This is a genomic window from Enterobacter cloacae complex sp. 402C9, from assembly GCF_050030745.1.
Classification (GTDB): Bacteria; Pseudomonadota; Gammaproteobacteria; order Enterobacterales; family Enterobacteriaceae; genus Enterobacter; species Enterobacter intestinihominis.
In genome coordinates this window covers 3233724-3259566 of the sequence record NZ_JBLGUW010000001.1, presented here as the reverse complement: position 1 = coordinate 3259566, position 25843 = coordinate 3233724, and the positions used below count along the sequence as shown (strand labels likewise).

Annotated in this window: 26 protein-coding genes, 1 tRNA gene and 1 pseudogene; 14 read left to right on the top strand and 14 right to left on the bottom strand. The window is 46.2% G+C overall.

The window, feature by feature from the left end; genetic code table 11:
• Window positions 1-23 precede the first annotated feature (23 nt).
• Window positions 24-449, top strand: a complete 426-nt coding sequence (locus ACQG1K_RS15555) for a hypothetical protein (protein ID WP_367075058.1) — start codon at window positions 24-26, stop codon at window positions 447-449.
• Between the two features lie 49 nt (window positions 450-498).
• Here ACQG1K_RS15555 and ACQG1K_RS15550 read toward each other — a convergent pair whose 3' ends face one another.
• The 5 genes from ACQG1K_RS15550 to ACQG1K_RS15530 form a co-directional block, all read right to left on the bottom strand.
• Entirely contained in the window at window positions 499-813 is a 315-nt protein-coding gene (locus ACQG1K_RS15550; protein ID WP_086532251.1) for a cell wall-binding protein, read from the bottom strand.
• 18 nt (window positions 814-831) lie between these two features.
• Entirely contained in the window at window positions 832-1110 is a 279-nt protein-coding gene (locus ACQG1K_RS15545) for a hypothetical protein (protein ID WP_086532252.1), read from the bottom strand.
• A 252-nt stretch (window positions 1111-1362) separates the two neighbouring features.
• Entirely contained in the window at window positions 1363-2541 is a 1179-nt protein-coding gene (locus ACQG1K_RS15540; RefSeq protein WP_367075137.1) for a relaxase/mobilization nuclease domain-containing protein, read from the bottom strand.
• Window positions 2510-2947: a hypothetical protein gene (locus ACQG1K_RS15535; RefSeq protein ID WP_086532253.1), complete on the bottom strand. Its 438-nt coding sequence runs from the start codon at window positions 2945-2947 to the stop codon at window positions 2510-2512. The genes ACQG1K_RS15540 and ACQG1K_RS15535 overlap by 32 nt, the downstream gene beginning before the upstream one ends.
• Before the next feature lie 311 nt (window positions 2948-3258).
• Window positions 3259-3873 carry a hypothetical protein gene (locus tag ACQG1K_RS15530; RefSeq protein ID WP_305757143.1) on the bottom strand — a complete coding sequence of 205 codons (615 nt, stop codon included), beginning with the start codon at window positions 3871-3873 and terminating at the stop codon, window positions 3259-3261.
• 361 nt (window positions 3874-4234) lie between these two features.
• On the opposite strand from ACQG1K_RS15530, the gene ACQG1K_RS15525 reads away from it, so the two are divergent.
• Genes ACQG1K_RS15525 through ACQG1K_RS15515 form a run of 3 tightly spaced genes read left to right on the top strand, consistent with a single transcriptional unit; the run spans window position 4235 to window position 6481 of the window.
• Window positions 4235-4918, top strand: coding sequence for a multiubiquitin domain-containing protein (locus ACQG1K_RS15525; RefSeq protein ID WP_086532254.1), 684 nt, complete (start codon window positions 4235-4237; stop codon window positions 4916-4918).
• Window positions 4893-6077, top strand: a complete 1185-nt coding sequence (locus ACQG1K_RS15520; protein ID WP_086532255.1) for a ThiF family adenylyltransferase — start codon at window positions 4893-4895, stop codon at window positions 6075-6077. The genes ACQG1K_RS15525 and ACQG1K_RS15520 overlap by 26 nt, the downstream gene beginning before the upstream one ends.
• A complete protein-coding gene (locus ACQG1K_RS15515) occupies window positions 6074-6481 on the top strand; it encodes a DUF6527 family protein (RefSeq protein ID WP_086532256.1) in 408 nt (135 codons plus the stop codon). Before ACQG1K_RS15520 ends, ACQG1K_RS15515 begins: the two co-directional genes overlap by 4 nt.
• 361 nt (window positions 6482-6842) lie before the next feature.
• Here the strand turns inward: ACQG1K_RS15515 and ACQG1K_RS15510 are convergent, their stop codons facing one another.
• From ACQG1K_RS15510 to ACQG1K_RS15480, 7 genes and pseudogenes are all read right to left on the bottom strand, one after another.
• The gene (locus tag ACQG1K_RS15510) at window positions 6843-7739 is read right to left on the bottom strand and encodes a ParB/RepB/Spo0J family partition protein (RefSeq protein WP_086532257.1); all 897 of its coding nucleotides are present in this window, start codon (window positions 7737-7739) and stop codon (window positions 6843-6845) included.
• Entirely contained in the window at window positions 7736-8632 is an 897-nt protein-coding gene (locus ACQG1K_RS15505) for a ParB/RepB/Spo0J family partition protein (RefSeq protein WP_047728655.1), read from the bottom strand. Before ACQG1K_RS15505 ends, ACQG1K_RS15510 begins: the two co-directional genes overlap by 4 nt.
• Window positions 8622-10178, bottom strand: coding sequence for a recombinase family protein (locus tag ACQG1K_RS15500; RefSeq protein ID WP_057101412.1), 1557 nt, complete (start codon window positions 10176-10178; stop codon window positions 8622-8624). Before ACQG1K_RS15500 ends, ACQG1K_RS15505 begins: the two co-directional genes overlap by 11 nt.
• 282 nt (window positions 10179-10460) lie before the next feature.
• Window positions 10461-10826 (bottom strand): annotated as a pseudogene (locus ACQG1K_RS15495) (integrase); the annotation flags it as partial.
• Window positions 10827-10871: 45 nt separating this feature from the next.
• Window positions 10872-12134 carry a tyrosine-type recombinase/integrase gene (locus ACQG1K_RS15490; protein ID WP_086532258.1) on the bottom strand — a complete coding sequence of 421 codons (1263 nt, stop codon included), beginning with the start codon at window positions 12132-12134 and terminating at the stop codon, window positions 10872-10874.
• Between the two features lie 176 nt (window positions 12135-12310).
• Window positions 12311-12385 (bottom strand) — tRNA-Arg (locus ACQG1K_RS15485).
• 75 nt (window positions 12386-12460) lie between these two features.
• Window positions 12461-13390, bottom strand: a complete 930-nt coding sequence (locus ACQG1K_RS15480) for a formate/nitrite transporter family protein (RefSeq protein ID WP_022648872.1) — start codon at window positions 13388-13390, stop codon at window positions 12461-12463.
• Between the two features lie 314 nt (window positions 13391-13704).
• Here ACQG1K_RS15480 and mlaA point away from each other — a divergent pair, with 314 nt between their 5' ends.
• Window positions 13705-14457: a phospholipid-binding lipoprotein MlaA gene (mlaA, locus tag ACQG1K_RS15475; protein WP_022648871.1), complete on the top strand. Its 753-nt coding sequence runs from the start codon at window positions 13705-13707 to the stop codon at window positions 14455-14457.
• A gap of 44 nt (window positions 14458-14501) precedes the next feature.
• On the opposite strand, the gene fadL is transcribed toward mlaA, so the two are convergent.
• Window positions 14502-15785, bottom strand: a complete 1284-nt coding sequence (gene fadL / locus ACQG1K_RS15470; protein ID WP_022648870.1) for a long-chain fatty acid transporter FadL — start codon at window positions 15783-15785, stop codon at window positions 14502-14504.
• A 372-nt stretch (window positions 15786-16157) separates the two neighbouring features.
• On the opposite strand from fadL, the gene ACQG1K_RS15465 reads away from it, so the two are divergent.
• The 4 genes from ACQG1K_RS15465 (at window position 16158) to sixA (ending at window position 20832) form a co-directional block, all read left to right on the top strand.
• A complete protein-coding gene (locus ACQG1K_RS15465) occupies window positions 16158-16442 on the top strand; it encodes a YfcZ/YiiS family protein (protein WP_022648869.1) in 285 nt (94 codons plus the stop codon).
• A 237-nt stretch (window positions 16443-16679) separates the two neighbouring features.
• Window positions 16680-17990 (top strand): acetyl-CoA C-acyltransferase FadI, encoded by a 1311-nt coding sequence (gene fadI, locus ACQG1K_RS15460; RefSeq protein ID WP_022648868.1) that lies wholly within the window; start codon window positions 16680-16682, stop codon window positions 17988-17990.
• On the top strand, window positions 17990-20137 hold the full coding sequence (gene fadJ, locus ACQG1K_RS15455; RefSeq protein ID WP_426720817.1) for a fatty acid oxidation complex subunit alpha FadJ: 2148 nt from the start codon (window positions 17990-17992) through the stop codon (window positions 20135-20137). The genes fadI and fadJ overlap by 1 nt, the downstream gene beginning before the upstream one ends.
• A 209-nt stretch (window positions 20138-20346) precedes the next feature.
• Complete coding sequence (sixA, locus tag ACQG1K_RS15450; RefSeq protein ID WP_003861375.1) at window positions 20347-20832, top strand: phosphohistidine phosphatase SixA; 486 nt, start codon at window positions 20347-20349, stop codon at window positions 20830-20832.
• Window positions 20833-20878: 46 nt separating this feature from the next.
• On the opposite strand, the gene smrB is transcribed toward sixA, so the two are convergent.
• Window positions 20879-21430 carry an endonuclease SmrB gene (smrB, locus tag ACQG1K_RS15445; protein WP_022648866.1) on the bottom strand — a complete coding sequence of 184 codons (552 nt, stop codon included), beginning with the start codon at window positions 21428-21430 and terminating at the stop codon, window positions 20879-20881.
• Window positions 21431-21575: 145 nt separating this feature from the next.
• Here smrB and prmB point away from each other — a divergent pair, with 145 nt between their 5' ends.
• From prmB to ACQG1K_RS15420, 5 genes are read left to right on the top strand one after another with little or no spacing between them, the layout of a single operon-like run.
• The gene (prmB, locus tag ACQG1K_RS15440; protein WP_022648865.1) at window positions 21576-22508 is read left to right on the top strand and encodes a 50S ribosomal protein L3 N(5)-glutamine methyltransferase; all 933 of its coding nucleotides are present in this window, start codon (window positions 21576-21578) and stop codon (window positions 22506-22508) included.
• Window positions 22509-22568: 60 nt separating this feature from the next.
• Complete coding sequence (aroC, locus tag ACQG1K_RS15435; protein ID WP_022648864.1) at window positions 22569-23654, top strand: chorismate synthase; 1086 nt, start codon at window positions 22569-22571, stop codon at window positions 23652-23654.
• A 2-nt stretch (window positions 23655-23656) separates the two neighbouring features.
• Window positions 23657-24481: a penicillin-insensitive murein endopeptidase gene (gene mepA, locus ACQG1K_RS15430; protein WP_154051467.1), complete on the top strand. Its 825-nt coding sequence runs from the start codon at window positions 23657-23659 to the stop codon at window positions 24479-24481.
• Window positions 24481-25290 carry a sulfite exporter TauE/SafE family protein gene (locus ACQG1K_RS15425; RefSeq protein ID WP_022648863.1) on the top strand — a complete coding sequence of 270 codons (810 nt, stop codon included), beginning with the start codon at window positions 24481-24483 and terminating at the stop codon, window positions 25288-25290. The genes mepA and ACQG1K_RS15425 overlap by 1 nt, the downstream gene beginning before the upstream one ends.
• Complete coding sequence (locus tag ACQG1K_RS15420; protein ID WP_023300646.1) at window positions 25290-25835, top strand: elongation factor P hydroxylase; 546 nt, start codon at window positions 25290-25292, stop codon at window positions 25833-25835. Before ACQG1K_RS15425 ends, ACQG1K_RS15420 begins: the two co-directional genes overlap by 1 nt.
• The last annotated feature ends 8 nt before the right edge of the window (window positions 25836-25843 follow it).

Genomic DNA, 25843 nt, shown 5'->3' with positions numbered 1-25843 from the left:
TATGTTTTGCAAGGATGCATTTTATGGACAAAATCAATATCAATCCAGAGTTTACTCTGGAAGAGCAACTTATCATTATTGTCGATAAGTATATCTCAAAAAGATACCATCCCGGAGATAAAAGTTTCTCATACCAGCTTTACTTAATTTTTGTAGGATACTATTTGAAGTATTTCTATCCTAAAGGAATTTATTCGAAATCGGATTGCAATATAGACAATGTGATGACCATGTTCAGTTCGGTATACAAAAGTTTGACGAGCAATCTACTACAACGATTAAATAACAAAGAAGGGGTTCTTAGGGAGCTAAACTCTCTCGTTAACTATATCGATAGCAATCAAGAAAAGGCAGAAGAAATCTATGCTACGGTGAGAGCACAATATGAAATGAAAATAATTGAGAAAGAGTTGACTCATGAGGTTCGCGTAAGAACCGTTAGGTTGTAGAAAAATAGCCCCTAAGTAGGGGCTAACAGAGAGTGTTTGGTAGCGGCTGTTACTGAACTTCTTTCCATACACCATCAGCTTTAACTAATTTAATTGGTTTTGTCTGTTTATTGTTGCTAATAGAAGCATCGACAATGCAGTTGTAAACATTATTTGCTTCTTCTGTACAACTAACTTTTTTCACATAATCGATTCTTAAAAGATCTTTTTCAGAAACTCTTGAATCAAAAGCTTTCATACTGGCATTGGTTTTATCTACAATACTTTTGAATGCATTGTAGATATCATCTTGACTTGGTTCACTATTACATGCGGTTAATAGAAAAGTAGAAAGAATGATTGTTAGCATAGCATATGCTTTCATGTTAAATCCCATTTGTTCTTAATGTTGGTGAGTGAAAACTGCTCTGTGTGCAAATTTTTTACGAATATATAATCTTGTAGAAATCATTAATGTTAACAGAATAACGATAGCTACTAAAAAACTTTGACTTATATAAAGTATGATGTAAGCAATGGCTAATAAAATAAATCCTATTAGTAAAGATAAACAAGGTGAAACTTCGCCATATTTGATGGTTGAATGACAGCCGGTACAAACACGGACACCAAACTGGCTCTCTTTGAAGCAGAACGGACACTTAATGGTTTTGTTATTCATATTAACTCCATTTTTACAATCGGTTCCTGATACTGCTATTGCTTAAAAATCATCAGGCTCTTTTCAGGGATTCTCGATGAATAATTATCTTTAGTAAAATCACTTGTACCGATCGATGTTTGAATCGTGATAGGTTTAGGCTATCATAACTAAATTATCGATCTGTAATAGCGATCAATTTATTGTTGACTTATCCTAAATCTACCACTTGCTAACTGATGTTGCAGTCGGGGTTAAGCGGTAAGTTATTGTCTATAAATGAATTTTTCTTTCTTTATGTAGAGGTCGGGTTGTATAGAGTTTTGAGAATCCAGGGAGGGGCTTGTGAAGAATGCTCACACTATAGCTTCGGAGAAGCTCTGCAAGCCTTCTAAGAAATGGAAGCCAGCCGATAAGCCTGAGATGCTTTTGCTGTTGTACTGCGTTTTTTTGAAGAATCTTTTCTACTATTTCTTTTCTTCTGTCTTCTCTGAGTCGCAGTTCGAGTTCAGCAATTTTTTCACTTATGCTTTCCATTGGAATATCCGTTGTTGCAACATCTTTTGAAGGAGCAGGAGCAGGAGCAGGAGCAGGAGCAGGAGCAGGAGCAGGAGCAGGAGCAGGGATAAGGATAGCTTCCTTTGTCGCTCGAAGAGCTTCTAAGTGGTCAGGGTTATAGCTAAGTTGTTTTTGAAGATTTACCCAAGAGTATGCCTTTCCAAGTTGAGATGCCTTGAAAGCTATATTGCGGTATTCGAATGAGAAGCCGTTCATCTTACCAGTAGAAGCAATGTTGGCCTTAAAGCCGACTTCTGAATCTTCGAGTCGCTTAACAAAAGTAAGAAGGTCGGGCTTATCAGTCATACTTTTATCAATGATCTGTTGAAGGGATTTCTTGGGGCAGGGAACACCAGTCCGTTCTGATAGCTTCTGTTCGTTACGAGAGATTCTTTTCCACTTCGGTTGCTTTGGTGCAATGGACGGTGCTGTCTTGGTCACTGTTAGATTATGAGTGATTTCAAGCTCACTGATTATGCGGGTACTTATAAGGTTCTCATTCCTGCCAAGGTAGAGCTTCGCACCGGCTATGTCGATTCTGCTGGCAATAATGTGTATATGCTGGCCTTCATCGTCATGTAAGACATAGCAACGGAGATGGGTATCACTGAACCCCATCGTATTCATGTAGTCATCTGCGATGCTGGACCACTGTTCAGCCGTTAGTGATTCACCATCAGGTAAGCGAAGCGAGTTGTGCCAAACCGGTTTCTGAACATCTGGCCGAAGTTGTTTTGTGCCATTGAATTCGGAAATCAGTTCAAGAGCAGAGCCACTTAACATGTTCCCGCCAATAACGATTGGATCACTTTTATGATGTGAACCTTGCTTCAATGCATATTGGACCACACCAGCGAAGCTCTTACCCCTCTTGATCTTCCGCATACCCTTCACGAGGGACACTCCAAATATCTGCATTAAGAAGATGTTGACGAAGTTCACTGATCTGTCTTCTGACTGCAAATAGTTCAGTATGGGTAAGCTGGCTATCTTTGCTCTTACCATCGATATGGATCGCAATTCGATTTAGTTTTTGTGATATGTCAGTTAAAGCTTTCCAGGCTTTGGTATTAATCGCAGGTATAACAGGAGGTAACTTTTGAAGGGAAGCCATACGAAGCCACTCTCCCTTTTTATAAGAGCCTCGCTTAATATTCAGGAGTTGCAGTTCTTCAACATTCAAACGGACACTGACACAATAGCTTCTTACGGCTTCTGAAGGTAATTTACTTTTATTAAAACTACCACGGCGGGAAATTTTGGATAGATCTATATTATCTGTATAATTTATCTTATGCATATAAACTCCATTTTATATGATATTAATTGGTAAGCATAATCCATATGCTTTATATATCACTTATATAATGAATGAGTTTTTTGTCAATCTATAGGCTTGATTGTTTTGATTTTCTTTTATTGTCTGACTGAAAGGAAGTAAGAAAAGCAAGAGCTTTATAGAACGGTGCAACCGCTTCTATAAATTAGCTCTTGCTTTTTTATAATATTTGACAATTTAGGATTCTAATGTATATTTTATTTAAAAAGAGGTTGGTTACATGAAAAAGAATTTTTTGTTCATTACTATGATCATATCCATGGTTACTACTTTTATTTTGTCCTTGGTGATTGTTCTGATTCCATCAAAGTTGATTGCAGTATTAATAATTTTTTTGTGTTCTTTAGTTTTGATTCTTGGCCGTTTTTATTATAAATGCTGAATAGTTGTTCAGTGGAAATTCTTAATGATTGATCTACAGTTATTTTAATTGGTGTCAGAGTTATTTTTATTTTTCCTTTTTGTTCCTTTTCTTCTTTTTTATTTCGAAGAGCGGAGATACATTCAGATGCACAAATTAACGCTTTCAAGTAAGTGCAGGTCAATATTATTACCCATGAAATTAAAAAAGGGTCTGTTTCTTGAAAAAAAGATGCGACTTTTTTTAAGAAATTAATTTCAATATTGTTTCCTGCATATGCTAAGGCTTTAATAGATGCGATTAGATAAAGTAAAGTATCATTAAATTCTTTAAGAAATTTAGCATTTCTCTTTGATAGATATTTGTAAGCAATGCATGCAAAAGTTAATGGTATCAAAGCAAGCGCATATAGAATAGGTTCTTTAATGGCGAGGAAAAGAATACATACGATGTAGAAAATAAAAATAATTATAGCGGTATATTTAGAGTTTCTAATCACATTAAGTATTTTGATCACTTTGCCCACAACAACATCCTTATTAGTTTGATTAAAGAGTTATTTAAGGTATTACGATTATTTTACCATAATACTTTAATACTTCTATTAAGTGAAAGATAAAGAAATTTTTTTTGGTAATGCTATGATTTTTAAGGGGTTATTTATTTTGTGGGTTTCTATGTGACCAGTATTCCAGGTTATCCAAATTAAAATATATCATACATTATAGTGTTAACTGGGTTTTTTCTTTATCTATCAGTATGTTACATTTTAATTGTTAGTTCAGAAATTTACCTTGACGTAAGAAGAATCTGGAAATAAATTATCTAATAGATTTTCATTGACATCAATTCATTCATTTCCGAATCCGATAAACCGAGGGAGTATTATGAATAACGAAAAATATATCGTGCGCATTGCTGATGAATCATTCAACTTTCAAGAATTTTCATTTGATGATAGTAAAATTACCGGTGCTGAAGTAGCAGATGCATTTGGTGCTCATCCTGTTGAAAATTATAGAATTTACCAACAAGTTAAAAACTTGGAACTTGAAGAGTTACGACCAATAGAAAAAGCTGACATATCGAACCTCACTGATTTTTATGTCATTCAAGGTGATGCTAGTTTCAATTTTATCGTTGATGGGCTAAATTTTGCTTGGCCAAAACCTATCAGGGGGGAAGGCATAAAAAAACTTATCAAAAAGGATTCTACTGATTTTGAACTTTTTTTAGATCGAAAGACAGAAAAAGATGAACTTATAGATGATGATCAGGTTGTAGACATAACTGATTCTGGGGTTGAGCATTTTTATACACAAAAAAAGAGTGTTATCTCTATTGAGATCATCGTAGAGGGTACTCCTCATTTATGGCACAAAAATGAGATAAGTTATGACGAAGTAGTTACTTTAGAAGTACCTGATTACGCGAGTCACCCTGAAATAACATACTCTGTAAAATATAAAAAAGGCCCCGGTATAAAACCAGAGGGGATTCTTACAAAAGGTGCAATTGTCAAAGTTAAAACTGGGATGGTGTTCAATGTTTCAGAAACTGGTCAGTCGTAACGAAGATTTAAAAAAGCTAGTTGACCGAGGTTATGCTCTAAGCTTTGATAGTGGTTATCTGGTTGTTAGAGATATACCTTATTTGGATTCAAATAAGCAACTTCAAACAGCAGCATTTATTTCGAAAATGATTTTCAAAGATGTTGAGACAGTTGCCCAAGATAATCATCAAGTTTTTTTCACTGGTAGTAGTCCATGTGATATTAACGGTTTATTAATTCAAAATCTTGGTGACTGCCCAGCTTCACTGGCATTGAGTGGAAAGGCCTCCGATCTGGTGGTTCAAAGACAATTCTCGAATAAGCCTATCAAAAAGAGTGCATTCGATGATTTTTATGAAAAAATTGAAAGTTATACGTCTATAATATCAGGCCCGGCTATGGAGTTATTTGATGTGACACCATACACGTATAATTTTCGTGATGATGTTAATCAAGATAGTGTTTTTAAAATTCAAGATACTTTAACTAGCAGGGCAGAGATATTAGAGCTTTCCAGTAAGTTCAATGATGAAATTATCGCGATAATTGGACTGGGTGGCACTGGTTCATACTTGCTTGATTTGATGGTCAAAACCCCAGTTAAAGAAATTAGATCTTTCGATTTTGATGATTTCCATATTCATAATGCTTTTAGATCTCCCGGAAGAATTGATTTAGTTGAGTTCCAACAAAAGAAAAGTAAGGTGTATCAGGATAGATATGATAATTTCAGAAAAGGACTTTTTTTCTTAACAAATAAAGTTGGAAACGATTCTCTTGATGAACTAAGTGGAGTTACTTTTGCATTTGTTTGTGTGGATAATGGTGAGTCAAGATCTGAAATTTTCGACGTGCTTACTCGCTTGGGGATACCTTTCATAGATGTTGGTATGGGGCTTACAAAAAAAAATGATGGTTTGAGTGGTATGGCTAGGGTCACGTACTACCCCGATAATGATATTCAAACCATTTTGGATAAGAAGCTTTCAGATCTATCTAAACCTAGGGACAACTTATATCGCACGAATATACAAATTGGTGAACTTAATGCTTTGAATGCATGCCTTGCTGTTATTAGATATAAACAGTATAAAGGGTTCTATTCTTCAGAAGAAAATATTTATCATTTGCTATTCAATATTTCAGATCTAAAAATAAACAGCGAGTCTATAGAATGAAAATTACGGCTATTAAACTCGTTCGTGTACAAAATATGCCAAAAGATTTAGTGCCTGGGGTTCTATATTATTCGGAGATGTATTGTACTGCCGCTCATCTTTGCGCATGTGGTTGCGGAGCCAAAATTAGAACTCCAATAGATATAAATGAATGGAGCTTAACAGATACAAACCTAGGACCGACATTAAACCCTTCAATTGGTAATTGGCAACAAAAGTGCAGATCTCATTATTTTATTCGGAGAGGTGAAATTATTTGGTGTGGAAGTTGGACAGACGAGCAAATTTCACGGGGAAGGGAAAAAGAGCAACAAGTCAGGTCGGAGTACTATGAGAAAAAATATGCTAAACAAGGAGTATTCAAAAAAGTTTGGTACTGGATTAAAAATAAGCTCGGAATCTAATATGTATGAAGTATTATTTATTTAAAGTGATAAAATAGGGGCGGAAGGTTATCGCCCCTTGCTATTAAATTGCAAACGTTTCTAATTTTTTACTTTCCTCTAGAGCCTTTGCTTTAGCTCTTGGAGTTTGCCTTGGCCTGTCCAGGTCTTCTCACTACCATCCTCGTCTAAATTCTTGTATTTAGCTGGGCGAGGTACTATCTGTGTTTTGGTTTTAGCTTTGCCTGTCCAGCTTTGCGGGTAGAGTTAAGCTCACTAGGAACAATGCCTTCTTCAAAGAGCTTTATCCAGTTTCGCCTGTCTATCCATAATCTCCTCGTGCTGAAATGCTTCTTATTTTTTCGGCTATATAAAACCATAACTATGACTGGCTGTTTTCAGCAAGAGTCTTATCATCTAAAGAATTTATTTTCGAAATTCTTTTTAACTCATTAAGATAATCAACCTCGTTTTCCAAGAACCAATGAAGAACTTTAGAGTTACCAAGTAATTTATTAATATATGACTGGATTATAACGAATTTCAACATATCTGAACCATACTCGGTTTGAAGCTTTTTTGTTTCTTCCGAAGTTGTTGCCATTTCCTGTTCCAGACGAAGTATGGTTTTTTTTATGTCCTTTTTATAGGGAGTGTTTTTCCCTTTATTTACTATCATCGATGTCGGTGTAGCATCCAAGATGCTCATTGCAAATTTTTTACTATAGTTATCAAAATTAATCATTGTACCGACTGCTTCAATTTGACGAATTGGCTTCATTTTCCTCAAAACATCAAATGTAGCCTTAGGTATAGGTTTATCAGAAAGTTTCGCAATTACACTTGGATCTATACCATTCATCACATTAGCTTTATCTTTTATAGCATCAATAGATATTCCCAAAGCAGCACTAAGTTTTTCAATTGAAACTTTTGCCAAGGACTTGATTATCATTCTATGTTCTTCAACTACATTTATATGATTGACTTGTTTGTTAGGAGTGAACGCATCATCTATGCTCGAAAGTATACATGGAGCTTTTTCTATGCCTAAATCTTTTAAAGCCTCAACCCTCAAATGGCCATCGAGTATCTTAATGGCATCTTTATCTTTGTCATAGAACACTATTATTGGTTCAATAATACCTAAGCTTTCAATTGAGGTAACTATTTGATGATATTTATGACTTAGCTTTACATTTTCTAACAATTCCTTTGAGGGAATTAGCTTGTTAGTTTCTAAATAAATAAAATTGTCCCCAAAACGTATCTGAATCATTTTGATGCCTCTTTGTTTATTGGATTGAGGATCTGAGATGGCAGTTCTGATAGATTCTCTTGTTCAAGTATATTTTGAAAGCTTTTATTCATCATTATGATGTTAAAAATCTCATTTACTATCAGCAAATTAGTTTTTATAAACTTAGAGTTGTTATAAACAGATTTATGTTCAGCGATACTATTTTCATAAAGCTCAATTAACTCCTCAGCAGTCATTCTTTTTGATGGTTTGTGATAATAAAACCCGGCTGCTTTTGCACCTTTATTCCCAATTGTTCGCTGATTTAGAATGTGTTTTATCTTTATAATGTCCCGGCTTTTAATTAATTTTTTATCATATGCTTCGGTAAGAATATCTTGTGCTTCTTCAGTTTCACATCTTGCAAATTGCACTGCAAGATACAGAGGCAAATTCCCCCGTTCGACTGCAGAGAGAAGTTTATGCTCTCCCTTATCAAGAAGCATATTTATACTGCTCACCCAGTTCGATGAATACCCAGTAATCTCACTTATTTCGGAGTCTGAAAGTCCTCTGATTTTCATATCTTTTATTACCTGTAACAACTCATTGGAACGTGGTCTCCTCCTTGCAATATTTTCAACTAAACTCATAACGTAAGCATCTTCTTCTGATACATCTCTTATAATTGCTGGAATAATGGTTTCACCTAATGCAACGAGAGCCTCTATTCTCCCTTGACCACAAATTAAAGCATATTTGAAATCGTCTTCATCAATCGCTCTCACGCTTATAGGCTTGCTTAATCCTCTTTTTTTTATGCTTTCCTTAATTTCTTCATGCACTACCTTATTTCTAGTTCGTGGGTTAAGGAATTTTATTTTTGCAATCTCAATTTGAATTATTGGGAATTCATTTGTTTCAGGCAGCATATAGTTCCCTCACTTTCATGCGAGTAATAATTTGTAGAAGTTTATCCAGATTATCAAATCTATAGAGATCTAATCGAATGTTGTTTTTTTCCGTCATGCACATTTTACTATATTCGTTTTCTATCTTTGGTATGATATAAAAATCAAGAGGCGAAATATTTTGTGAATCCATTCGTATAACAATTGTTATGTCTGCTTTCTGTGAGTTATCAAACCGGACCTTCCATCTAAGTTTACCTGATTTCATATGTATGCATTTAGTAATAAGGACGGAAATTAAAAGCTCATCATTGATGTAAAGCATTGGGGCATATTTATATTCGTCTATATAGCAGTTACTTTTTAAAATCCTCCCCTTAAAATCCTCAATTATACCTGAGTAAAATGATCTTAGTGCTTCATTTATTTGGAGATAGCTGTAATCATGTTCTGGCTTATAACCAATCAAAGTATATGCTCTTAAAAGACCACCAAATCGGGTTCTGTAAACAGAAGATGAAGGGCCTGTATCATCTTCATCAATGATAAATCCTGATAGTTTTCCATTAGATTCCAATTTTTGTTTTAGCTTTTCTAAAAGCTCTTCATTAGTCAAATGTATGGATCGGAGCTGAATTATATCTTGAGCTTTATTATATTTTTTCTTTGAAATAATGGGTTTATATGCTTTGTCACATCTAACCCATTCATGTTTGGGGTTTTTTACAAGTCTACTTTTTAGTTTAGATGAGGTTTTGTTATATATGTTGTTTCCAATATATTTTTCATTTGTCAAGATTTGATGTATTTTTGCACGAGTCCATAATGTTCCATTTTCTGCAGGTATATTCTGTTCATTTAATCTCTCAGCAATAATGAATTCTGGTACGTTATAATCTATAAAGAGATCATAGATTCTATTTACAATTTTTATCTCATTTTTGGGGCCCGGAATTAATATTACTCTATCTGTTTGAATACTCTTTCTTTTGCGGAAACTCAATATTTCTTTAGCTATGCCATTTTCATCTACTAAAAGACGTCTCAGCCCATAACCAGCCATGCCGCCTTGATGATAACCAAGCTTTATTAAATTTACTTGTCCTATAAATACCTTTTCTGATAAATTCCTGCTGTGATATGCAGCACTAGATCTTTTTATATTCAGTATTACAGAAGACTCTAAAGGGAAATCTTTAGTGGGTATAGGTTCAGAACAGTATATAAGGTCTACACCGTTTCTCTCAAATAGAAAGGAATAATATGCAGCTTCATCACTGTTTTGAAAACGACCAAAACGGCTCACATCATAAAATAATACAGCCTGTATATCTATTTTCTTTTGTTCTACATCACTAAGTAACTGCTGCAAAGAATGCCTGCCTACGATACTGACTCCGCTCTTACCTGCATCATCGTAGGTATAAGCGATTTCCATATTGTTCTTTTCAGCATAATCTTTGATGTATTCGGACTGATTATGTAAAGAATATTGCTGATGGTCGGTAGACATCCTCAAGTACTGTGCGACTCTAACTTTATGATTTTTATCATTTTCGCTAGCCATGCACGAAACCTCATGGATGATTAAATACAATGTAGAGTATAAAGTTGATCAATTTTTAATCAAATTCAACTCTTTTATCATCGATTAGAGCGAATTTGGTAAATCTTCGAGGTGTATGATAATCGAGAGGAGATGTGAATTATTTAGCTGATATGACCGACAGCTTTCGTTATGTGGACTCAAGGTCCCCATTTGTAAATGGCTATGCTTAGTCCACATAGGTTAATGGTGTGATTATTAATTCTTTAACTAAATCAAGATAGTTAACCCATCATGGGAGAGTTATGCGGCAATAACTTTGCATTTTTGAGACGAAACATAGTCACTCCACCATTGCATGAGAACCACCCGTTCAGTGAGATACTCTGCACGATTGTAGGCTGCAATTATTTCATCTTTCTTCGAGTGGGCAAGGGCGGCTTCTAAGACATCAGTCCTAAACTTGCCAGACTCCTCAGCAGCCGTTCTAGCAATGGATCGCATACCGTGAGCTACAAGCTCACCTCCGAAGCCCATACGGATTATGGCCGCATTGGCTGTTTGTTCATGCATGTGATTGAGTGGAGCTTTGATACTGGGGAAAACCCACTCTCTACGCCCGCTGATGGCTTTCATTGAATCCAAGACTCGCAAAGCTTCTTTGCTTAGTGTTTATGTTGCTTTTTAGCGTGCAAAAAATAGAGAGCTACTATACTAATTCATTTTCTTTATTCTCTGGGCGAATTCAAACGGTGTAATGTGTTCTTTTCTGTTGGCATCAAGGTAGTCAGCCCACCATTGTAACATGAGCTTTCTTTCTTCGAGATGTTCCGCTTTGTGGATATATGCTGCCCGAACCGAGTTTCGCTCTTGGTGGCTCATTTGACGTTCTACGGCGTCTCTTGACCATAACCCAGATTCAATTAATGCACTACAAGCCATAGTTCTAAAACCGTGACCACAAACTTCAGCCTTCGTGTCGTAACCCATGGTGCGAAGAGCCTTGTTAACAGTGTTTTCGCTGATTGGTTTGTCATCGCGACTAAAACCAATGAACATAAGATCCTTTTCTCCACTTATAACTTGGAGCCTTTTAAATAATACAACAGCCTGCTTACTTAGCGGCACAAGATGAGGGGTTTTCATTTTTGAGCCCCTATTTGAATACTTTACGCCCTCCAATTCTTGTCTTTCTGCAGGGATTGTCCATAAGTAGTTTTTGAAATTCACCTCTGACCAACGAGCGAATCTAAGTTCGCTTGAACGGATGAAAGTCAGTAGAGTTAATTGAACTGCTATTTGAGTGATACCTTTTCCTTTATAGGCATCAATCCGTTTGAGGAGCTCAGGAAGTTGTTCGAGGGGAAGGGCAGGACGGTGATTACTCTTGGCCGTGGTTACAGCGCCTGCGAGGTCGTAAGCTGGGTTTTGGTCAATCAAAGCATTGTGAACAGCATACCGCATGATGGCAGTGATTCTTTGTTGTAAACGGGCAGCAAGTTCAAGATGTCCAGTTTCCTCTGCTTTTTTCAGAGGAACAAGTAAATCACGAGTTTTAAGCTCAGTAATGTTCCGCTTACCGATAACAGGAAACACATGAGTGATCAGGCTGTTTAATACGGTAGTTCTGTGACTGTCTGACCAGGTTCTGTTGCTTGAGTGCCAGTCTCTGGCAACAGTTTCAAAAATGAGTAAGCCTTTCTCTTCAATCTTTTCTGTTTTTCGCTTTTCGCCAGGGTCAACATTTTTGGCAATGAGTTGTCTTGCTTCTTCTCTTCTACGACGAGCTTCTGCTAAAGACACTTCGGGATAAACACCAAGCGCCAACATTTTTTGCTTACCAGAAAAGCGATATTGAAGCCGCCAGTATTTTGAACCCGTAGGGTGAACCAGGAGATGCATACCATCCCCATCTGTTAACTTGACGGGCTTTTCAGTAGGTTTCGCATTTCTGACTTTTACCTCAGTTAGTGCCATTGTGACCTCCTGATGATGGTATCTGCATTATCGAACTTACAATACCAACAGTTATACCAACAAAACAAGCTGGATGTCCGTATATCCCAACAGTCCTTGATAGACCATGGTTAAAGTTTACTTCATTGAAATAATTGAGAAAAATAGACTTTGATATACTTCGGTAGACAGGGTTCTGGCGTCCCCTGCAGGAATCGAACCTGCAACTAGCCCTTAGGAGGGGCTCGTTATATCCATTTAACTAAGGGGACGAAGCGGCAAGAGTATAGCGTTATTTACACTTCTCGTTAAGCGCATTGCCGCCTGACTGGTCAAAGAGTCACCGTTCACGCCGATTTTTCGGCAGTTTTATCCTTTTTTTCCTGAGCCTTAAGTTCGGCTTTACGCTTGTTGGACATGTCGTTACGGATTTGCGCATGGCTCAGCAGTGCAAAGATAAAGGTTCCGCCACAAATGTTGCCTGCGAGAGTAGGCAGGGCGAACGGCCAGAAAAAGTCGCTCCAGTGGAGTGTGCCGTTAAATACCAGATAAAGGATTTCAACGGTCCCGACAACAATGTGCGTGGTATCGGCGAGTGCGATAAGCCAGGTCATCAGGATAATCACCACGATTTTCGCGCTGCCCGCTGACGGGAACATCCAGACCATAGTGGCGATGATCCAGCCGGAGATAATGGCATTAGAGAACATTTCAACCGGCGTATTTTTCATTACGTCCATGCCAATCTTCACGAATGCGTCGCGGGTCGGTTCATCAAAGATTGGCATATACTCGAAGGCCCAGGCTGCAACGCCCGTACCGATCAGGTTCCCCAGCAGCACGACGCTCCAGAGGCGCATCAGTAAACCAAAATTACCAAGGGTCGGATTTTGCATGACGGGCAGTACGGCAGTGACGGTGTTCTCCGTGAAAAGCTGCTGTCGCGCCATAATGACGATAATAAAGCCGAACGTGTAGCCTAAATTTTCCAGCAAAAAACCGCCCGGCACGCCTTCCAGCTGAACGTGAAATATACCTTTGGCGAGCAGAGAGGCGCCCATCGACAGACCGGCTGCGATGGCCGACCACAGCAGGGCCATTGCATCACGCTCCATCTCCTTTTCGCCATCCTGGCGAATATGCTCATGAATGGCCATGGCGCGCGACGGCAGGCGATCCTCATCGACTTCTATCTCTTCTCCCCGGTCTTTCTCCTCACTTTCAATCTCATGTTCCTCATTGTTCTCGCCAATTTTTTCTTCGTTAATATCTTTCATAACTGCTCCTTCGGGGTAATCGCTCATTTAAGCGTAGCGGCTTTTGGCGCCTTGCCCGTGGGGAAGCTCTTAAATTGCTGAAAATGGCAATAAAGGTGAGACATCTCTTTCAAAGCCAATATAAAATTGCCAGCGAAACGAATTCTTAAAGACAGGCTATGCTGAAATTAGCGTGATGACGCGAGCGGGTCGTCATTGTCCTCGTAGACATCGGTAAGCGTGCTGTTACAATCACTTGCACGTTTCAGGCGGAGCCTCACAGGCTCCGTCACAGATGGCATTCAACGATAGCCATATTGAACAGGGAGAAATATATGAAGCTTCGGCTGTCGGCGCTTGCGCTGGGCGTAACGATGCTTGTGGGCTGCGCCAGCTCTGGCGAGCAAACGGGACGCTCCGATCCTCTCGAAGGATTTAACCGTTCAATGTACAACTTTAACTATAATGTGCTGGATCCATATCTGGTTCGTCCGGTTGCCGTGGCATGGCGTGACTACGTTCCGCAGCCAGCGCGTAACGGGCTGAGCAACTTTACCAGTAACCTGGAAGAGCCAGCGGTGATGGTGAACTACTTCCTCCAGGGCGACCCGTATCAGGGGATGGTGCATTTCACCCGTTTCTTCCTGAACTCTCTGCTGGGTATGGGCGGCTTAATAGATGTCGCAGGCATGGCGAACCCGAAATTACAGCGTGAACAGCCGCATCGTTTCGGCAGCACACTGGGGCATTATGGCGTAGGTTATGGGCCGTATGTGCACCTGCCATTCTACGGCAGCTTTACCGTGCGTGATGATGGCGGTGATATGGTGGATACGCTGTATCCGGTGCTGTCATGGCTCACCTGGCCGCTGTCGATTGGTAAATGGACCGTGGAAGGGATTGAAACGCGTGCGCAACTGCTGGACTCTGACGGTCTGCTGCGTCAGTCTTCCGATCCGTACATCATGGTCCGCGAGGCCTATTTCCAGAACCATGACTTTATTGCCAACGGCGGTAAGCTGAAGCCGGAAGATAATCCGAACGCGAAAGCCATCGAGAACGAATTAAAAGATATCGATTCGGAATAAATAAAAAAGGTGAGCGATGCTCACCTTTTTTAATCGTGTTGGGATTAGAACGCGTAGTTGAAGTTGGTACCAAACAGCCAGGCTTTACCTTCAGAGGTAAACTCGTAAGGGCCTTCCTGGAAGGTCACTTTTTGTCCATGCATGTACGACACGCCCGCGTCGATAGAGGCATTCTCGTTGAACGCGTAGGTTGCCCCCGCACTTACCCAGAAACGGTCCTGATCCGGAATGGAGATAGAACGCTTATCTGCCGGTACCGGACTGTCATCAAATGCCACGCCGGTACGGAACGTCCAGTTGTCATCCATATAATAGGTCGTACCAAGTGCGATACGGTAAGCATCGTGGAAGCTTTCGTCTTTATAGAACAGCGTCTGGCCGTTGCTGCCGGTGGCTTTCAGCTCCTGGAACTGGCTCCAGCTGGTATACGCGAGGCTATAGTGAATAGCCCACTGCGGCGCAACGCGGTTATAACCTGACACTTCCCACATTTCTGGCAGATGCAGTGACAGTGAACCCGGTACGGTTTGATTCGAGGTACCCCATGGAATGGTGGTGCCTGCGCCCGGTACCATACCGTTGACTGGGCTCAGGATGCCGCTTTTGTAATCGCCATCGAAGTCAATCTTCACTTCTGAGCGGTAGGTCAGACCCCAGCGGTTGTTTTTATCCAGTTCATACAGGATACCGGCGTTCCAGCCGTAACCCCACTCGTCACCTTTCAGGCTGGCAATTTTATTGCTGTTTTTCGGCAGCGCAGCAGTTTGCTCCCCGGAATAACGCTCGATTTTTGCATCAGCGTAGACAGCATCAAAGCCCAGACCAAAGCTCCAGTTATCGTTCAGACGATATGCGCCGCTCAGGTTAAGGTTCAGGGTCGTCAGGTCGGTTTTACCGCCGTATTCCCCGGCCGGGTAGTTGTTATTGAACTCCGTTGCCAGGCCATAGTTAGAGGTGACAGAGGCACCCCAACCAAACTGTTCATTGATTGGCGCAACAAAGTGCAGGTTAGGCACCCACGCCGTTGGTGCAATGTTATCCGCCTTCAGATCTGCGCCGGTATACTGAGATTTGCCAGAAATGTTGACATCAGGATCGATGTAAACCGCACCGGCAGAGAAGGTAGGGCGATCAAACATCATGATAAGCGCCGGGTTACGGCTTGCGTTGCCTGCGTCATCGGCAATCGCACCTTCCCCGGAATACGCACGGCCAAGGCCAGAGGAAGAAAATTCGTTTAACTGGAAGCCCGCTGACCAGGCGGACGTTGAGACGATTGCCACTGCAACTGCTAAAGCAGTTTGTTTGAACAGGGTTTTCTGGCTCATGACCATAACCTCATTGAGTTATTTTTATTCAATAATTGTTACATACCGTAACAGGAGCGCGAAGTGTAGGGTCTGAGGTATGACATACAAATCAGACCAGTGGCGAGAGTATAGGTCTGACCAGCTGGGATGTTGCAAGTTTGTTTATTAATATTTTCAAACATGTTTCATGAAACGAGATCTGGTTGGCAAAATTGTGACCAGTACGATTCATCCGAAAAGGTGAATTTTGTTTTAGATCATTTTTTAGTGTGATATTGCTCACTTATCCGGTTTTGCGCCATTAACGGCTGGAGGGGGCTCGTCCGGGGGCGTAAAATAGTCGCATCGTGTTTATCTCGCGCGCTGCGCGAATACAGAGGAAATTGAGCTATGAGTAAATGCAGTGCTGATGAAACCCCGGTTTGCTGCTGTATGGATGTTGGCACCATTATGGACAACACCGATTGCACCGCCTCTTACAGCCGCGTATTCCCTAACCGCGCTGAAGCGGAAGAGACGCTGGCCGCGCTGAGCAAGCGTGCGCGTGAAGTCGAATCCGATCCATGTGAAATCAAATCTACCTTCACGGAAGTGGAAGGCGGCGTACAGCTGGATATCGACTTTGTGTTCGCCTGCGAGGCAGAAACGCTGATCTTCCAGCTGGGCCTGCGTTAATTCCTGCGGTCTGGTGCCCTCACCCCAACCCTCTCCCACGGGAGAGGGCGCAAACACTAAAAACGGTAACCCACGGGTTACCGTTTTGCTTTTACCTTGGGCATTTTCTTTTTCTTCTCTGTGCCTTAGCTCGCAATTTTTCGCTTCCCCGATTGGCTCAATGTAAAAAAATAGTTAAGACTATTATCAGGTCAGACCACTTAACGTGCGCGCAAAATTTTTTTACAGGGGAGTGTTATGAGTCAGGCATTACCGCTTATCACCCGACACGGTGACCGCATTGCCATTGTCAGCGGGTTACGTACGCCGTTTGCACGTCAGGCAACCGCGTTTCACGGTATACCGGCTGTCGATCTGGGAAAAATGGTGGTGGGGGAGATGCTGGCTCGCAGCGAGATCCCGCCAGAGGTTATTGAGCAACTGGTTTTCGGCCAGGTGGTACAGATGCCGGAAGCACCCAATATCGCGCGTGAAATCGTGCTGGGTACCGGCATGAATGTTCATACCGACGCCTACAGCGTCAGCCGCGCCTGCGCTACCAGTTTCCAGGCGGTGGCGAACGTGGCGGAAAGCCTGATGGCGGGGACCATTCGCGCGGGGATCGCCGGCGGCGCGGATTCCTCCTCCGTGCTGCCCATCGGCGTCAGCAAACAGCTGGCCCGCATCCTCGTGGATGCCAACAAAGCTCGCACTACCGGTGCAAAGCTTAAACTCTTCTCGCGTTTACGCCTGCGCGACCTCATGCCTGTGCCACCTGCCGTTGCTGAATACTCCACCGGCCTGCGCATGGGCGATACAGCCGAGCAGATGGCAAAAACCTATGGTATTACCCGCGAACAGCAGGATGCGCTGGCGCATCGCTCGCATCAGCTGGCAGCGAAAGCCTGGTCGGAGGGCAAACTGACCAACGAAGTGATGACCGCCTATGTACCGCCTTACCGGGAACCGCTCGCGGAAGATAACAACGTTCGCGGCACCTCAACCCTGGCAGATTACGCAAAACTGCGCCCGGCCTTTGACCGTAAACATGGCACCGTTACGGCGGCCAACAGTACGCCGCTGACGGACGGTGCCGCCGCCGTGATCCTGATGACGGAATCCCGGGCGAAAGAGCTGGGCATCACACCGCTGGGCTATTTGCGCAGCTATGCCTTTACCGCCATCGATGTCTGGCAGGACATGCTGCTCGGACCGGCCTGGTCCACGCCGCTGGCGCTGGAGCGCGCGGGGCTAACGCTCTCCGATCTCACGCTAATTGATATGCACGAAGCCTTTGCCGCACAAACGCTGGCAAACGTGCAGCTTATGGCGAGCGAACGTTTTGCCCGCGACGTGCTGGGCCGCGCACATGCCACAGGCGAAGTGGATCAAAGTAAATTCAATGTACTGGGTGGCTCCATTGCTTACGGTCATCCGTTTGCAGCGACCGGGGCGAGAATGATCACCCAGACGTTGCACGAACTGCGTCGCCGTGGCGGCGGCTTTGGTCTCGTCACCGCCTGTGCGGCGGGCGGCCTGGGCGCAGCAATGGTTCTGGAGGCTGAATAATGGAAACGACATCTGCATTTAACCTTGCTGTTCGCCTTGATAACGTGGCCGTTATCACCATTGATGTGCCCGACGAAAAAATGAATACCCTGAAGGCGGAGTTCGGCGTTCAGGTGCGTGCGATGCTCAGACAGATCCGCGAAAACAAAGCGATACGTGGCCTGGTATTTATCTCGGCAAAGCCGGATAACTTTATTGCCGGGGCCGATATCAACATGATTGCCCGGGCGACAAGCGCTCAGGAAGCAGAAGATCTGGCACGTCAGGGGCAGCAGGTGATGGCGGAGATCCATGCGCTGTCGATACCCGTTGTCGCTGCGATCCACGGGGCTTGCCTGGGCGGCGGGCTTGAGCTGGCGCTGGCCTGCCACAGTCGCATCTGTACCGACGATGCGAAAACCGTACTCGGACTGCCTGAAGTACAGCTTGGATTGCTGCCCGGTTCAGGTGGCACGCAGCGCTTGCCGCGGCTGGTGGGCGTCAGTACTGCGCTGGAGATGATTTTAACCGGTAAACAGCTGCGCGCCCGTCAGGCGTTAAAGGCGGGTCTGGTTGATGAGGTCGTTCCGCACGCAATCTTGCTTGAGGCTGCCGTTGAGCGGGCGCTGAAAGGTCGTCAGGCGAAACGCCCCCTGCCGGTGCGTGAGCGTATCCTCGCCGGGCCGCTGGGGCGCACGCTGCTGTTTAATATGGTGGGTAAAAAAACCGAGCAAAAAACCAGAGGGAATTATCCGGCAGCGACGCGCATTCTGAAGGTGATTGAAACCGGTTTATCGCAGGGCAGCAGCAGCGGTTATGCCGCGGAAGCGAAAGCGTTTGGCGAGCTGGCGATGACGCCGCAGTCGCAGGCGTTGCGCGGCATTTTCTTTGCCAGCACGGAGGTTAAAAAAGATCCGGGCAGTGAAGCTGAACCGGCTCCGCTGCGCGCCGTTGGGGTTCTGGGTGGTGGGCTGATGGGCGGCGGCATCGCGTTTGTCACCGCCAGCAAAGGCAAATTGCCCGTACGTATCAAAGATATCAATCCTCAGGGCATCAACCACGCGTTGCATTACAGCTGGCAGAACCTTGATCGCAAAGTGAAACGCCGCCATATCAAGGCCAGCGATCGCGATAAAACCCTCGCGATGATCACTGGCGCCACCGACTATAGTGGGTTTGCACACCGCGATCTGGTGATTGAAGCCGTGTTCGAAGATCTGGCCCTTAAGCAGCAAATAGTAGCGGACGTTGAACAGCATTGCGCGCCGCACACCATTTTCGCGTCAAACACCTCGTCTTTGCCGATCGGCGACATCGCGGCGAAAGCCATGCGCCCGGAGCAGGTGATAGGGCTGCACTATTTCAGTCCTGTCGAAAAAATGCCGCTGGTGGAGGTTATCCCTCATGCCACAACCAGCCCGCAAACTATTGCCACCGTGGTGAAGCTGGCGAAAAAACAGGGCAAAACTCCTGTTGTGGTCGCGGACAAAGCCGGCTTCTACGTCAACCGCATTCTGGCGCCGTATATTAACGAAGCGATGCGGTTGCTGACGGAAGGGGAGAAAATTGAGCACGTCGATGACGCCCTGGTGAAGTTTGGTTTCCCCGTCGGCCCAATCCAACTTTTGGATGAGGTAGGAATTGATACGGGGACTAAAATTATCCCTGTGCTGGAAGCGGCTTATGGCGATCGTTTTGCGCCGCCTGCAAACTTTGTTTCCGCAATTTTGAAGGACGATCGCAAAGGCAGAAAAAATGAACGCGGTTTCTATCTTTACGCCGCGAAAGGGCGTAAAAGCAAGAAACAGGTCGACCCTTCGGTTTATGCGCTTATTCCTGTCACGGGTCAGGGAAAACTGTCGGCGGTTCAGTGTGCTGAGCGCTGCGTGATGATGATGCTCAATGAAGCGGCGCGCTGCTTTGGTGAGCAGGTGATCAAAAGCGCGCGCGACGGCGACATCGGTGCCGTGTTTGGTATCGGTTTTCCGCCATTCCTTGGCGGCCCGTTCCGGTATATGGATACCCTCGGGGCGGGTGAAGTGGTTGCGATCCTGCAACGTCTGGCCTCGCAATACGGTCCACGGTTTACACCTTGTGACGAATTATTGCAGATGGCGGAACGGGGTCAGACATTCTGGCCCGCAAGGGAAACTGATTGCGTAAACTGAAGTCAAAGAAGGGTAAATCCTGAGGTGATGGAACCTGTTTTGGCGAAATTGTAAACAGAGATTGACTATACTTACGCCATTGAGGTAAAAAACAGCGTTTCATTCACCGAATGGATCAGGCACAATGCCCGGCCATCGGGTTTTCTACCTCAGAGCATTAATCGCGGGTAGTTAACGCCGGTGATTCTGGTTAACAAAAGCGGTGCAATATGCAAGTTTTTATCATGCGTCACGGCGACGCGGCACTCGATGCCGCCAGTGACTCAGTACGTCCTTTAACCGTCTGTGGCTGCGACGAATCCCGTCAGATGGCGACATGGCTTAAAGGTCAAAAAGTGGACATTGAACGCGTTCTGGTGAGTCCGTTCCTGCGGGCAGAACAGACGCTGGATGTGGTAGGGGAGTGTATGAACCTGCCATCCAGTGTGGATGTTCTCCCTGAACTCACGCCGTGTGGCGATGTTGGCCTTGTCAGTGCTTACCTTCAGGCGCTGTGCAACGAAGGTGTCGCTTCCGCACTGGTCATTTCCCACCTGCCGCTGGTCGGCTATCTGGTATCTGAGCTGTGCCCGGGCGAAACGCCACCAATGTTCACAACGTCCGCCATTGCCAACGTCACCCTCGACGAAACCGGCAAAGGGGTCTTTAACTGGCAAATGAGTCCGTGCAACCTGAAGATGGCTAAAGCTATCTGACGTGACGTGCGATATGGCGGGGTGCCGCGTGCCTCCCGCCATCCTGTCAGGGCAACTCTGGCGGCTGCCACTCCTCAACTTCAATCAACACCAGCAATGCGGCATCTCCGCCGTACTCTTTTGGTGCCTGATGAAAAGCCATCACGTGCGGATGCTGAGCCAGCCACAGCGGCGTCTGTTGTTTGAGAATATGTTTGCCGTGACCGTGCATCACGCAGGCGCAAAAAACATGCTCGCGTCGGCACGCCGCGATCAACGCCCCCAGCTCCTGCTTCGCCTGCATCTGGGTCAACCCATGCAGATCGAGGAACAGCTCCGGCGAGTAATCTCCCCGGCGTAATTTTTTCAGTTCAAAATGGCTGACGTCTTCGCGCACGTATTTCACCGCGCCCTGCGTATTTAGCAGCGGCTGAAACTCATCTGAAAAATAGTGGCTGTTATCGGCCTGCTCCTGAAGCAACCGTTTGACCGGAACCTCGCTGATTTTTTTACGCTGTGGGCGATGGACAATGGTGTCGTGCGTGATTTTACGCGTCCCGGTCATCAGCTGACGGAAGAGAGCCTGATCCTCCTCGCTGAGCGATGTTTTCTTTTTCATTCGTCATTCTCATCTCGTATTTCCGATAGTGTACCCGACTAAACGCATTTTTTAACCTCAAGCGACACGCGTCATTGCTGATTTATCGCCGTCTTCATGGCAAACTAGCCGCCGAAAATTATGCGAGCATGCCCTGGAGGAAAGAGTGGATAAAATTTTTGTCGATGAAGCAGTAAACGAGCTGCATACCATACAGGACATGTTGCGCTGGTCGGTTAGCCGCTTCAGCGCCGCCAATATCTGGTACGGACACGGCACCGATAACCCGTGGGATGAGGCCGTCCAGCTGGTGCTGCCGTCACTCTACCTGCCGCTGGATATTCCGGAAGACATGCGCACCGCGCGCCTGACCTCCAGTGAAAAACACCGCATCGTTGAGCGCGTGATCCGTCGCGTGAACGAGCGTATTCCGGTGGCTTACCTGACCAACAAAGCCTGGTTCTGCGGCCATGAGTTCTATGTTGATGAGCGTGTGCTGGTGCCGCGTTCGCCGATTGGCGAGCTGATCAACAACCACTTTGACGGCCTGATTAACCATCAGCCGCAGCACATACTTGATATGTGCACCGGCAGCGGCTGCATCGCGATTGCCTGCGCGTACGCCTTCCCGGAAGCGGAAGTGGACGCCGTCGATATCTCCACCGACGCGCTGGCCGTCACCGAACATAACATTGAAGAGCACGGCCTGATCCATCACGTCACGCCTATCCGCTCTGACCTGTTCCGCGACCTGCCGACGCTGCAATACGACCTGATCGTCACCAATCCACCGTACGTGGATGCCGAAGACATGTCCGATCTGCCGAACGAGTACCGTCACGAGCCGGAGCTGGGCCTGGCGTCAGGCTCTGACGGGCTGAAGCTGACCCGCCGCATCCTGGCCTGCGCGCCGGATTATCTGACCGACGATGGCGTTCTGATTTGTGAAGTGGGTAACAGCATGGTACATCTGATAGAGCAGTACCCGGATGTGCCGTTCACCTGGCTTGAGTTCGACAACGGCGGTGACGGCGTCTTTATGCTGACCAAAACGCAACTGCTTGATGCACGCGAATACTTCAGCATTTACAAAGATTAATCCAGCGGGCTTCGGCCCGTTTCACAACGCTCAAACACAAACAACAACATCGGAGCCGTGATGGCAGGAAACAGTATTGGACAGGTATTCCGTGTGACCACCTTTGGCGAGTCGCACGGTCTGGCACTGGGTTGTATCGTTGATGGCGTCCCGCCAGGCATCGAACTGACCGAAGCCGATTTACAGCATGACCTTGACCGTCGTCGTCCGGGTACCTCTCGCTACACCACGCAGCGTCGCGAGCCGGACCAGGTCAAAATTCTCTCCGGCGTTTTTGAAGGCCGTACCACCGGGACCAGCATTGGTCTGCTGATTGAAAACACCGATCAGCGCTCCCAGGACTACGGCGCGATTAAAGACGTCTTCCGTCCGGGCCACGCCGACTATACCTACGAACAAAAATATGGCTTTCGCGACTATCGCGGCGGCGGACGTTCTTCCGCGCGTGAAACCGCGATGCGCGTGGCGGCAGGTGCGATTGCCAAAAAATATCTCCAGCAGAAATTCGGCATCGTTATCCGCGGCTGTCTGACCCAGATGGGCGACATTCCGCTGGCAATCAAAGACTGGGATCAGGTAGAACTTAACCCGTTCTTCTGCGCCGATGCCGACAAGCTGGACGCGCTGGACGAGCTGATGCGTGGCCTGAAAAAAGAGGGCGACTCCATTGGTGCGAAAGTCACCGTGGTGGCCGACGGTGTGCCGGCTGGCTGGGGCGAGCCGGTATTTGACCGCCTCGACGCTGACATCGCCCACGCGCTGATGAGCATCAACGCGGTGAAAGGCGTTGAAATCGGCGACGGTTTTGACGTGGTTAAGCTTCGCGGCAGCCAGAACCGCGACGAAATCACGAAGGCGGGTTTCCAGAGCAACCATGCGGGCGGCATTCTGGGCGGCATCAGCAGCGGGCAGCAAATTATTGCCAATATCGCGCTGAAGCCAACGTCCAGCATTACCGTGCCGGGCCACACGATTAACCGTTCAGGCGATGAAGTAGAGATGATCACCAAAGGACGGCACGATCCATGCGTGGGGATCCGCGCGGTACCGATCGCAGAAGCGATGCTGGCGATCGTGCTGATGGATCACTTCCTGCGCCAGCGCGCGCAGAATGCGGATGTGTCGACCACCATTCCACGCTGGTAACTATGAAAAAAACCGCAATCGCTCTGCTGGCGCTGCTGGCCAGTGGAGCAAGCCTGGCCGCCACGCCGTGGCAGAAAATCACCCACCCGGTAGCGGGAAGCGCGCAGTCCATTGGCGCTTTCTCCAACGGGTGTATCGTCGGCGCGCAGGAACTTCCGCTGCTGTCGGACACCTATCAGGTGATGCGCACCGACCAGCGCCGTTACTTCGGCCATCCTGACCTGGTGCTGTTTATTCAGCGTCTTGGCAACCAGGTGCATAACCTGGGGCTGGGGACGATGCTGATTGGCGATATGGGGATGCCTGCAGGTGGTCGCTTCAACGGCGGTCACGCCAGCCACCAGACCGGACTGGATGTGGACATCTTCCTGCAACTGCCGAAAACGCGCTGGAGCTCAGCGCAGCTGCTGAAACCGCAGGCGCTGGATCTGGTCTCGGCCGACGGTAAACGGGTCGTGGCCTCGCGCTGGTCGCCGGAAATTTCCACCATGATTAAGCTGGCGGCAGAGGATAACGACGTCACACGGATCTTTGTTAACCCGGCCATCAAGCAGCAGCTTTGCCTGGATGCGGGAACGGATCGCGACTGGCTGCGTAAAGTGCGCCCGTGGTTCCAGCACCGGGCGCATATGCATGTTCGCCTGCGCTGCCCGGCGAACAGCCTGGAATGTGAAGATCAGCCGCTGCCACCGCCTGGCGATGGTTGCGGTTACGAACTGCAAAGCTGGTTTGAACCGGCCAAGCCTGGAACCTCTAAGCCTGAGAAGAAGACACCGCCTCCGTTGCCGCCTTCCTGCCAGGCGCTACTGGATGAGCATGTACTTTAATGGATAATTTCGTCGATCTGTTTATGGTGTCACCGCTGCTGCTGGCGGTGCTCTTTTTTGTTGCGATGTTAGCCGGATTTATCGATGCCCTGGCGGGCGGTGGCGGGTTGCTCACCGTTCCGGCGCTGCTGGCGGCAGGCATGAGCCCTGCCCAGGCGCTTGCCACCAACAAACTCCAGGCATGCGGCGGTTCGCTCTCCTCATCGCTCTACTTTGTTCGGCGCAAAGTGGTGAATCTCGCCGATCAGAAGCTCAATATCCTGATGACGTTTATTGGCTCGACGGCGGGCGCGCTGCTGGTCCAGCACGTACAGTCCGACATTCTGCGCCAGATCCTGCCGATTCTGGTTATCTGTATTGGCCTCTATTTCTTACTGATGCCAAAGCTCGGCGAGGAAGACCGGGCGCGGCGACTGCACGGCCTGCCGTTTGCGCTGATTGCCGGTGGCTGCGTCGGTTTTTACGACGGCTTCTTTGGTCCGGGAGCAGGCTCGTTTTACGCGCTGGCATTCGTGACGCTGGCCGGGTTCAACCTCGCCAAATCCACCGCCCACGCCAAAGTCCTCAACGCAACCTCCAACGTTGGCGGTCTGCTGCTGTTTATCATTGGCGGCAAGGTTATCTGGGCTACCGGATTTGTGATGATGGCGGGGCAGTTTTTGGGCGCGCGCGCAGGCTCGCGTCTGGTATTAAGCAAAGGGCAAAAGCTGATCCGCCCGATGATTGTTGTCGTCTCGGCGGTGATGAGCGCCAAACTTCTTTATGACAGCCATGGACAGGAGATCCTCACCTGGTTGGGGATGAACTAATGAACAGTACGCATAAATACGAACAGCTGATTGAGATCTTCGACAGCTGTTTTGCTGATGATTTTAATACCCGTCTGATTAAAGGCGACGACGAACCGATCTATCTTCCTGCTGATGACCAGGTTTCATACAACCGCATCGTCTTTGCCCACGGCTTTTACGCCAGCGGTTTGCACGAGATTTCGCACTGGTGCATCGCGGGGAAAGCGCGTCGCGAGCTGGTGGACTTTGGTTACTGGTACTGCCCGGACGGGCGCGACGCCGCCACCCAGGGGCAGTTCGAAGATGTGGAGGTGAAACCGCAGGCGCTGGAGTGGCTGTTCTGCGTGGCGGCGGGTTTCCCGTTCAACGTCAGCTGTGACAACCTTGAAGGCGACTTCGAGCCAGACCGTATCGTCTTCCAGCGCCGCGTGCATGCGCAGGTGATGGAATATCTTGAGAAAGGCATCCCGGAACGTCCGGCACGCCTGATCGAGGCTTTACAAAATTATTACCATACGCCGGAGATCACGGCGGAATGCTTCCCGTGGCCGGAAGATTTATAACAGAGGAA

Coding starts and splice junctions, on each gene's coding strand:
- ACQG1K_RS15555 (WP_367075058.1), top strand. CDS start 24: ATGGACAAAATCAATATCAATCCAGAGTTTACTCTGGAAGAGCAACTT.
- ACQG1K_RS15550 (WP_086532251.1), bottom strand. CDS start 813: ATGAAAGCATATGCTATGCTAACAATCATTCTTTCTACTTTTCTATTA.
- ACQG1K_RS15545 (WP_086532252.1), bottom strand. CDS start 1,110: ATGAATAACAAAACCATTAAGTGTCCGTTCTGCTTCAAAGAGAGCCAG.
- ACQG1K_RS15535 (WP_086532253.1), bottom strand. CDS start 2,947: ATGCATAAGATAAATTATACAGATAATATAGATCTATCCAAAATTTCC.
- ACQG1K_RS15525 (WP_086532254.1), top strand. CDS start 4,235: ATGAATAACGAAAAATATATCGTGCGCATTGCTGATGAATCATTCAAC.
- ACQG1K_RS15520 (WP_086532255.1), top strand. CDS start 4,893: ATGTTTCAGAAACTGGTCAGTCGTAACGAAGATTTAAAAAAGCTAGTT.
- ACQG1K_RS15515 (WP_086532256.1), top strand. CDS start 6,074: ATGAAAATTACGGCTATTAAACTCGTTCGTGTACAAAATATGCCAAAA.
- ACQG1K_RS15510 (WP_086532257.1), bottom strand. CDS start 7,739: ATGATTCAGATACGTTTTGGGGACAATTTTATTTATTTAGAAACTAAC.
- ACQG1K_RS15505 (WP_047728655.1), bottom strand. CDS start 8,632: ATGCTGCCTGAAACAAATGAATTCCCAATAATTCAAATTGAGATTGCA.
- ACQG1K_RS15500 (WP_057101412.1), bottom strand. CDS start 10,178: ATGGCTAGCGAAAATGATAAAAATCATAAAGTTAGAGTCGCACAGTAC.
- ACQG1K_RS15490 (WP_086532258.1), bottom strand. CDS start 12,134: ATGGCACTAACTGAGGTAAAAGTCAGAAATGCGAAACCTACTGAAAAG.
- ACQG1K_RS15480 (WP_022648872.1), bottom strand. CDS start 13,390: ATGAAAGATATTAACGAAGAAAAAATTGGCGAGAACAATGAGGAACAT.
- mlaA (WP_022648871.1), top strand. CDS start 13,705: ATGAAGCTTCGGCTGTCGGCGCTTGCGCTGGGCGTAACGATGCTTGTG.
- fadL (WP_022648870.1), bottom strand. CDS start 15,785: ATGAGCCAGAAAACCCTGTTCAAACAAACTGCTTTAGCAGTTGCAGTG.
- ACQG1K_RS15465 (WP_022648869.1), top strand. CDS start 16,158: ATGAGTAAATGCAGTGCTGATGAAACCCCGGTTTGCTGCTGTATGGAT.
- fadI (WP_022648868.1), top strand. CDS start 16,680: ATGAGTCAGGCATTACCGCTTATCACCCGACACGGTGACCGCATTGCC.
- fadJ (WP_426720817.1), top strand. CDS start 17,990: ATGGAAACGACATCTGCATTTAACCTTGCTGTTCGCCTTGATAACGTG.
- sixA (WP_003861375.1), top strand. CDS start 20,347: ATGCAAGTTTTTATCATGCGTCACGGCGACGCGGCACTCGATGCCGCC.
- smrB (WP_022648866.1), bottom strand. CDS start 21,430: ATGAAAAAGAAAACATCGCTCAGCGAGGAGGATCAGGCTCTCTTCCGT.
- aroC (WP_022648864.1), top strand. CDS start 22,569: ATGGCAGGAAACAGTATTGGACAGGTATTCCGTGTGACCACCTTTGGC.
- mepA (WP_154051467.1), top strand. CDS start 23,657: ATGAAAAAAACCGCAATCGCTCTGCTGGCGCTGCTGGCCAGTGGAGCA.
- ACQG1K_RS15425 (WP_022648863.1), top strand. CDS start 24,481: ATGGATAATTTCGTCGATCTGTTTATGGTGTCACCGCTGCTGCTGGCG.
- ACQG1K_RS15420 (WP_023300646.1), top strand. CDS start 25,290: ATGAACAGTACGCATAAATACGAACAGCTGATTGAGATCTTCGACAGC.